This is a genomic window from Flavobacterium sp., assembly GCF_052437795.1.
Taxonomy (GTDB): Bacteria; Bacteroidota; Bacteroidia; order Flavobacteriales; family Flavobacteriaceae; genus Flavobacterium.
The window spans coordinates 1-531 of the sequence record NZ_JBQVPA010000028.1 but is presented as its reverse complement, the minus strand read 5'-3'; the positions used below and the strand labels follow the sequence as shown (position 1 = coordinate 531).

General features: G+C 55.6%; 1 protein-coding gene. It reads right to left on the bottom strand.

Going from position 1 to position 531, the window contains the following annotated elements; translation table 11 throughout:
- Window positions 1–258 precede the first annotated feature (258 nt).
- On the bottom strand, window positions 259–531 hold a 273-nt coding region (locus ACT6R0_RS18665), incomplete at its 5' end, for a hypothetical protein (protein ID WP_444667465.1).

Genomic DNA, 531 nt, shown 5'->3' with positions numbered 1-531 from the left:
ATACATACCGGGTGTCCACCCTCTACCAAATGATGTCGACAGCCCCTAGGTTGCCCACCCTCAGCCAACCCTAATGCTAATCCACTTCCTGTGCAGCCTAAGCCAGCCCAGCCCACCTCACATTGTCTGCCATTACAACAGTGGCAGGGTCACACATGGCGGTACATCAAATCACACATGGCATGACAGCAGGTCACACATGTCGAGACAGGAAGTCACACATGTAAGGGCTTTGAGAATTGGATGTGTGTGTTGCAGCTATGCCGACAGGCAAATGCCATGTAATGATGATGATGACGATGATGATGACGATGATGATGATGACAACGACAGTGACATGCCAGGCCGCACCTGATACAGCAGGTCGAACATGAGGACACCCAGGCTGTACATGACTGATGCAGAGCTAGGTGCTGACCCAGCCCACTCTTCAGGGCTGACGTAGCAGGCCTCATCCTCCCCCTGCACACAACGCCCCACCCAGCCCGCTGCGGCACAACCACCTGACCCCCCAGCGCCATGGCCCTGCTC